Here is a 7,477-nt window from a genome sequence, read left to right on the forward strand (position 1 = left end):
ATGCATGACTCTTTACCGTATATAGAACGACTTGACCACCAACGAAAGCGATTCGGATTTAAAGTTGAAGCCGTAGCTTTAGACTCTGGTTATCTGAATTCTGCAATTTGCAAACAACTCCAGGACCGAGAGATATACGCCGTCATTGGACAACGTCGGTTTTATAAAACGAAAGGACTGTTTCAGAAATGGAGGTTTAAATACGACGCCGAGACAGACGTGTACGTCTGTCCAAATAAACAAATCTTGCAGTACAAAAGAACAACTCGCGATGGGTACAGGCACTATGTATCCGAAAAAAAACAGTGCGAGAAATGTCCCTTTCTCTCTGAATGTACACTTTCCAGAAACCACCATAAGGTAATCACGAGACACGTGTGGGAAGACAGCAGGGAATGGGTGCGAGAAAACCTACTCACCAAGGTGGGTCAGTATCTATACCAAAAACGAAAAGAAACAATTGAGCGTAGCTTTGCCGATGCAAAACAATTGCATGGGTACAGGTACGCTCGATTTCGTGGACGAGAGAATGTGTTGGAACAAGCATTGCTGACCGTAGCGTACCAAAACATGAAAAAAATCGCCCTTCACCTAGCGAAAATAGCGGGATGAAGGGGAATTTTATCCCTTTGCACGATCTTAATACAGTTTTGAAACCCAAACTAAAAAAACAGACGCCCAAAGACGTCGGAGAGAGTGCTCAAAGCCCCCTTTCTCAACAGCCTGACAATATACTTGTGTTTCTTTCGTGATCTATCGCTAGCCCCCGATGCAGGCGGAGGACTACATCTCCTCCGTAAACTTTTCAAACAAATTACCTTAATTTTAGGAAAATAGTTATCAACAAAGCATAACTCCAAACCGTCTAATATTGCACATAGGGAATTTGGGAGGGCGGATGATGAAACGACGGTCTTCAGAAGATGGTGTACATGAGCTGTTTCAGACATACAGCAACGATCTTTATCGATACGCCTTCTACATGTTAAGAAATGAAAGTGACGCAAAAGATGCCGTTCAGGAAATTTTCATACGAGTGATTCGCGGCTGGGAGGGTTTTCGCGGGGATTCGTCTGTGAAGACATGGCTGTGGAGTATTGCAAAAAATTATCTTCATGATGTCGAGCGAAAACGGAAAAATCAAAGAATAGTCCAAGGGAATGGTTCCGCCGATTTTGTAAGTGTGCCTTCTGATGAAGGGTACATTGAATTGCAGAATGTCATCTTGGCTTTGCCAGAGTCACAACGACAAGTAGTTACGCTGCGGTTAATCCATGACATGAGCACTTCAGACACAGCAATCATTTTGGGATGGACAGAATCTAAGGTTCGAACCATCTTACACAAAGCTGTCGTAAAACTACGGGAATATCTTTCTGAAGGAGTTGATTCGTATGGAGTACACAGATATTAAAAATGAGATCGACAAAATGCTACCTCAGATATCCCTTTCCCTAAATGACCAAGAAGAGATATGGAGAAATTTATCAAAGGAAATAAAAAAGAAAAAGTTCGAGAAGCATGGCTCGTACGTAAAAAGCACAATTGCAGTTATTGCAGCAGTTGCCGTTTGCGCGTTTATCGTTGTCTCTGTTGCCAATTCCGATGCTTCAAGAACCACAGTGGCAAGCAAGACAAAATCTATCGCGGATATTTCTAGCGTTAAGGCACATACACTTGGTGATAAAAGCTTTAATTGGGCCGGGATTCATGTTTATAAATTTAGTGTAAAGCAAACCACTTCTTATAAAAACTACGTAGCACCGTTATCTCCAAATGGTGTGAAATCGCAACTATATAATCAGAAATTATCGGGAAGCAAACCAAAAATCTATAATCTACAGACATCCCGAGAACAAGCAAAGTTCCCAATACGTCAACCGTCTAGCATTACAGGGTGGAAACTAAGAGAATCGGAGGGTATAAAAACTCCATTTCGCTATCATACTCCACAAATTAATACGGTCTTGTTCAACCGAATTGGTTATTTTGATTGGTACACCAGTGAAGACAATAAGCAACAGGTGTCAGTTTGGCAACAGAACTACCTTAAAATGGTTGATAAATCAACTAATAATCAAGTCATCTATAAATATGAGCATCCAACGTCCATTAGCTATTTGCCTGGTTCACAGCTTTTAATTGGCTTCGGGGCTAATAACCTGGCTTTCCTGTTCTCAGAAAAAGGACACCCATATAAACAACTCACCGTGTATCACAAAGAAACCAACGGAGGGATAACAGAATTGCAATTTAACGGAACTAATCCTCAAACCCTTGAGGAGTTTGCTCAAATGTACCTGTCGTGAGGAGTAAAAATACAAAAACAGTGGTGGCTTTAAGTCATCACTGTTTTTGCGGTAATAGTAAGAATGATGGCTTCCCCGAGAAATTGGTTAAAACAAAAGGTCTCGAAAATACGAGGCAACAGTCCGAGGAACCCCTCGGACTGTTGCCTTTGATGAGCATGTTTTAGGAAACACAATACTCTTGTGTTTCTTTCATGACAGCAATGTTTAACATGGATTGTTGAATTTTTAGAATTGATTTATGATTCCAGATGGAGATGTACCGAAGGGGAATCATAATTCCACCATGTCTAAGGTCCAGTAATGGTTGAACCAAGCATAGTCAAGGAGAATCACACTGAAGGTATGATTATTTGCGTACCTAACTGTAACCATGCAGAGAGACTGGGTTGGAGTTATAAAAAACCTACGGAGACATCACTTTTAGGCACTTATTGGGAGGTGTTGTTGCAATGAAAAAGCACACTACTGTTTCGGGTAAACTTTCCGAAGGGGATAACGCCTATTAACCCATAAACCAGCGTGTTTCCCCTCAAAAGGGGTATTCAGTTGACAATAGTGAAAACATGGGAATCCTTTTATGATGCACACGCTTCGGTGTATATGCAGAACGGTTTTTCGCAAAACACCCTTTCAGAAGTTGATTTTCTCCTGGAGGAACTCAACCTTCCTCAAGGGAGTAATATCCTGGATATTGGGTGTGGTACAGGGCGCCACTCAGTGGAGCTTGCTAAGAGAGGATTCCAAATCACCGGAGTAGACATTTCCTCTGGAATGCTCAAAGAGGCGGAAAATGCGGCTAGAGGAGCAGGTGTTAAGGTTGAGTTTATACAATCAGACGCAACACGCTTCACTACGAGTAAGTTATTTGATGCAGCCGTCAGCCTTTGTGTAGGAGCATTTGGAATGTCCAATTATAATGACGACCCAGAGAAGCACAATGCATCGATTCTGAGAAACATTCACAATGCATTGAAGCCGGGTAGTCCTTTCGTTCTAACGACGCTGAATGCTTATGCGAAAATACGGGATCTTATTCAGGACAATGTGAAAGATGACAAATTTGATCCAATTTCAATGACCTCGATTAGTAAAGTGGCCACCGATGAAGGATTGGAAATTGTTTTCAAAGAACGAAGATATACGCCACCTGAAATAACCCATTTATTGCAAATATCAGGATTTGAAGTTGAACATATCTGGGGTGGAACTGCAGGGAACTGGGGACGACGCAAAATCGAACTGGACGAAGTGGAAGTCATGTATGTTTGCCGAAAAATCTAAGCCAGTATGAGAATATGGGGGCAGTGTCGAACTGCCCCCATATTTTTTCATCCGCTGATATTTCCGGAATGTTACATAACATTTTCTTATCAGACGTTGCAAAGCAGACAGGAGGCAACTAAGTGAAGTGGTTTTGGAGATCATTTCTAACTATTTTCTTTAGTTTGCTGGTTTTACAAATATTATATGCTTGGCTTTGGTACGAAGTTGGATACAAATGGGGTTATGGTCTATTTCTGTACATCATTGAGGGAATATTGCTCCCAATTGGCGTTAGTAAGTTCATGCTGTTTAGAAAAACACCAGCGCTTAATATTGATAAAAAATGGAGGATAAAATTTTACTGGAGTTCATCTGTCCTGTATTTGGTCAGTTACATGATTGGCATGTATATATACATGATTGTGTCGGGCTATCAAACAGCACACCATGATTGGGGTGGCGGGGTAGCAGAATTAGAGGCGATAGGGCAGTGGATCATCACCTCGTTCGTGTTAAGACAAACAATGAAGTATCATGAATTTGAATCCTATAAAAGGAATCGGCCTGAAAAATAGATCCGTTAGTCAATATGGGTGTTTATCCAAACAATAAAAAGGTTATCAGAACTCATGTCTGAAAGAAACTCGATACGAATTGTGTTTCGTTGCATTGTAGCGTCCGAAGTACGACGAAAATAGGCACATTCAGGTTTAGTGCATATCTATTGAATTAATCCAGTTGGTTGTACAAGGGCAAAAGGCCGAGGAATTTTCCCTCGGCCTTTTGCTTACGAATGAAACTAAATATGCTTGTGTTTCTTTCAGATTGCTAAATCTGGATCCGTAGCAGGAATGCGAAAGAGGTAATGGAATACACTGGAATAATCAAAAATTTCAAGGGTGTACCAACACAATCACAGTTTACGCAATAAGACGTAGTGGGCATTATGAGGGGGCATTTAGGAATGCAAAGTTATAAAAAATGGGTTACAGCAGGCATAGCGCTTAGCATGACAGGAATTCTTGCTGGCTGTACGACAACCAGTAATGGAACAAATCTAGCAACAAATACATCAGGAAATAATGCAGTAGGAACACCGGTCTTTAATGATCAAAATGTTCATTTCAAATTGATCAACCATCAATCAAAAAATGGCGATGAATTGTATACCATTCAAGTAAGCAGTTCATCGCCTTTGGAATTACACAATCTTACAATGTACTTGAGTTATCCGATAAAAGTTACAAATGGAAGAACAGCTAATCCGTTTGCAGTTGAAGGTCAAGCAAGCAAAGCAATCATAGTTGATCTGGAAAAAGGACAATCCATAAAGTTTACTTTCAATGCTCCAATAAAAGAGGTGTTTGGTAACTCGAAACTGCTGGATTTTAAAGAACCACAATTCGCATTGCACGGATATACCGAGGAAGGAAACAAAGAACTACCATTTTTTATGGGCGGAGATATACAGTTTTTTTACAGCACAAGTAAGACTAATACAAAAAGAAACGTTCTTACTCTGTCGCTAAACGGGAGCGAAAATCCAATAAGTGAGTTATGATTCCTGAATAATCATTCAGTTGTAGTTTTGCAGCTCTCTTGAGCACATGGACAGGAGTATGCAGGAAGCAAAAGCGGGCTGATTATCCTTGAAGGAGAGGATAAACATGGTTTTTCAAACACTTACGGGACAACTTATGGTTGTAGTTACACTTGCCTTTGGTGCGTTACTAATTGCCCTTTACCCGTTGTTACGGAAGGAGAACCAAGCCTTTGCACGGTTCAGTGTGGTGATGGGAATTATAGTTTGGCTACTATTGTTGTGGTTCACTCTCGGTGATCCTGTAATCAGAAGCCAGATTTTTTTACACGGATTACAGTGACTAGAGTTCTTGAACATACGGGCTGCGTTCAAGAAGGCTACGTAAAAACCGATATCGGAGTGCATGAACATGCAAATACATACGAGTTGCGTTATTGAACAATGGGACAGCAATGGTTCAATAAATTTTTGTCAAATTATGAAACATTTTTAATAGATGAGCACCATATCCGATACGGTATGGTCGTTTCCTTTTGAAAGGGATGAGATTTCGCAATGCTAGAGGTAATGCCTATTCCTTATGAGGATAAGCCCCTGCTTCAACAACTGATCCAGTTCTACCGCTATGATTCTAGTGAGTTCGACGGACACGCATTGACGCAACATGGTGTGTATCAGTACAAGTATTTGGACCACCAATGGACGGAGGAGTTTAGACGTCCACTCCTGTTCAAGGTGGATGATGAAATAGCTGGTTTTGCATTGGTGATTCTCGATATCCCAAAAGAGTTTGCAAAGTTAAGCGATGCGAACGAGACAAATCTCATTAGTGATTTCTTTATCATGCGTAAATTCAGACGTAACGGATACGGAATGCAAGCAGCGCATCTGATTTTTGATCGGTTTCCAGGTAATTGGGAGCTGAGGCAAACATCCAACAATACGACTGCAAATCGGTTTTGGAATGACGTGATTAATAAGTACACTGGCGGTGACTATCGAGAAGTCGTTATGAACGGAGATGAATGGCGCGGACCCGTACAAGTATTCGATACATGGAAATAATCTAGAACGCAACTTGATGCCGCCGCTATAGATTTTGTATGAATATCCGATAATTCCATCATCACATAGAGAATAGAGCTTTTAATCATAGAGAGGGATAACTTTAGGAGTAAACGAGAGATGATACATTTGTACAGAGCTGCTTTAGTGGATGAAATTCCAAAAATCGTTGAGATGAAGTACAAAATGTACGAAGAAACGGGAATGGCAAATAGGTTACTCCCTGATTTTCACAAACTTGTTCAAGAAGATTATAGGGATCTATATCAGGCAGGAATTGCACAGCATTTTGTAATCGAAATTGATAACCAACTGATTGCATGTGCAGGGGCATTTATAAGGGATGATGCACCTTACCGATATTTAAAGCTTCGTTCTTACGGGCTAATTGGCGACGTATTTGTAGAACCTCCATTCAGAAAAAAGGGTTATGCACGAATGCTTACAAACGCAGCCTTGGAATGGTTTTCTGAGAAAAACATAAGGTTATTTAGACTTCATGCAAGCGATACCGCCAGACATTTGTATGAATCATTAGGATTTACACCTACCCCCGAAATGGGTTTATTTCGATGATGTCGGCGGATAATAGGTACTCGAACAAAATGGTTTTATTTATTGAAATTGGATAATTGCATGATTATACGTGCTATTGCCTGTTGCACAAGGGCATCATAGTGCAATAGCGTGACTTTTAGAAATCTGAATAGCTGATTTTGAGTTTTAGATCATTGAGAGAGGTTAATCGAACATGATCGCAAATACTGCAAGAGTTCGTTAAAGGAGCGAAGTAATGAGTAAAGCACTTGTGAGAACTTTGATTGCAGTAATCTCCATATTGCTTTTGACATCCTTGGTTTGTAACTGGATTCAATATAAGTATTCTCGAAAGACGCAAAGTGCCGTTTATGGACGATTTGAATTCGTATTGGAGGGGGTAAATCGAACCAACGACATTTTTAGTGGGAAATTGAAAAATCAAAATACGATGGATGCTGTTGTGTATCTCGCAGAAGCGGCTGGACAGTTTCAGGCTTTTTCTTACCTTATCGAACAAATGGGGATAAACCACACCATGGGAATAGGTATGGAACTGGAGAAGGAAGCACAAGTGATTTCTCACCCGAAACAGTACTCAAAGTCTCAGATTCAACAATCAGAGAAGTTTGTGGAGTTTGTTGCCACAGAACTTGTGGTATTAAGTCAATATGGTGGACACACCAAACCGAGAATGTATGAAAATCCCATTTCGTTTGCTTAGGCTGCAGGTTTGTGTGTCCGCTCGTACGTCGCT

General features: G+C 40.6%; 9 protein-coding genes. All 9 read left to right on the top strand.

The window, feature by feature from the left end:
* On the top strand, window positions 1-612 hold a 612-nt coding region (locus tag ACFSB2_RS20935; protein WP_377945056.1), incomplete at its 5' end, for a transposase.
* Between the two features lie 289 nt (window positions 613-901).
* Window positions 902-1,414, top strand: a complete 513-nt coding sequence (locus ACFSB2_RS20940; RefSeq protein ID WP_377945057.1) for an RNA polymerase sigma factor — start codon at window positions 902-904, stop codon at window positions 1,412-1,414.
* A complete protein-coding gene (locus tag ACFSB2_RS20945; protein ID WP_377945058.1) occupies window positions 1,395-2,309 on the top strand; it encodes a hypothetical protein in 915 nt (304 codons plus the stop codon). The genes ACFSB2_RS20940 and ACFSB2_RS20945 overlap by 20 nt, the downstream gene beginning before the upstream one ends.
* A gap of 558 nt (window positions 2,310-2,867) precedes the next feature.
* A complete protein-coding gene (locus ACFSB2_RS20950; RefSeq protein ID WP_377945064.1) occupies window positions 2,868-3,593 on the top strand; it encodes a class I SAM-dependent methyltransferase in 726 nt (241 codons plus the stop codon).
* Window positions 3,594-3,715: 122 nt separating this feature from the next.
* On the top strand, window positions 3,716-4,150 hold the full coding sequence (locus tag ACFSB2_RS20955; protein ID WP_377945059.1) for a hypothetical protein: 435 nt from the start codon (window positions 3,716-3,718) through the stop codon (window positions 4,148-4,150).
* 389 nt (window positions 4,151-4,539) lie between these two features.
* Window positions 4,540-5,136, top strand: a complete 597-nt coding sequence (locus ACFSB2_RS20960) for a hypothetical protein (protein ID WP_377945060.1) — start codon at window positions 4,540-4,542, stop codon at window positions 5,134-5,136.
* Between the two features lie 537 nt (window positions 5,137-5,673).
* Window positions 5,674-6,183 carry a GNAT family N-acetyltransferase gene (locus ACFSB2_RS20965; RefSeq protein WP_377945061.1) on the top strand — a complete coding sequence of 170 codons (510 nt, stop codon included), beginning with the start codon at window positions 5,674-5,676 and terminating at the stop codon, window positions 6,181-6,183.
* 120 nt (window positions 6,184-6,303) lie between these two features.
* Complete coding sequence (locus ACFSB2_RS20970) at window positions 6,304-6,759, top strand: GNAT family N-acetyltransferase (RefSeq protein WP_377945062.1); 456 nt, start codon at window positions 6,304-6,306, stop codon at window positions 6,757-6,759.
* 217 nt (window positions 6,760-6,976) lie between these two features.
* A complete protein-coding gene (locus tag ACFSB2_RS20975; protein WP_377945063.1) occupies window positions 6,977-7,444 on the top strand; it encodes a hypothetical protein in 468 nt (155 codons plus the stop codon).
* The last annotated feature ends 33 nt before the right edge of the window (window positions 7,445-7,477 follow it).

It is taken from the genome of Alicyclobacillus fodiniaquatilis (assembly GCF_042678105.1).
Classification (GTDB): Bacteria; Bacillota; Bacilli; order Alicyclobacillales; family Alicyclobacillaceae; genus Alicyclobacillus; species Alicyclobacillus fodiniaquatilis.

What these genes read in the sequence shown, in the direction of transcription:
- ACFSB2_RS20940 (WP_377945057.1), top strand. Translation starts at nt 902, where the DNA reads ATGAAACGACGGTCTTCAGAAGATGGTGTACATGAGCTGTTTCAGACA.
- ACFSB2_RS20945 (WP_377945058.1), top strand. Translation starts at nt 1,395, where the DNA reads ATGGAGTACACAGATATTAAAAATGAGATCGACAAAATGCTACCTCAG.
- ACFSB2_RS20960 (WP_377945060.1), top strand. Translation starts at nt 4,540, where the DNA reads ATGCAAAGTTATAAAAAATGGGTTACAGCAGGCATAGCGCTTAGCATG.
- ACFSB2_RS20965 (WP_377945061.1), top strand. Translation starts at nt 5,674, where the DNA reads ATGCTAGAGGTAATGCCTATTCCTTATGAGGATAAGCCCCTGCTTCAA.
- ACFSB2_RS20970 (WP_377945062.1), top strand. Translation starts at nt 6,304, where the DNA reads ATGATACATTTGTACAGAGCTGCTTTAGTGGATGAAATTCCAAAAATC.
- ACFSB2_RS20975 (WP_377945063.1), top strand. Translation starts at nt 6,977, where the DNA reads ATGAGTAAAGCACTTGTGAGAACTTTGATTGCAGTAATCTCCATATTG.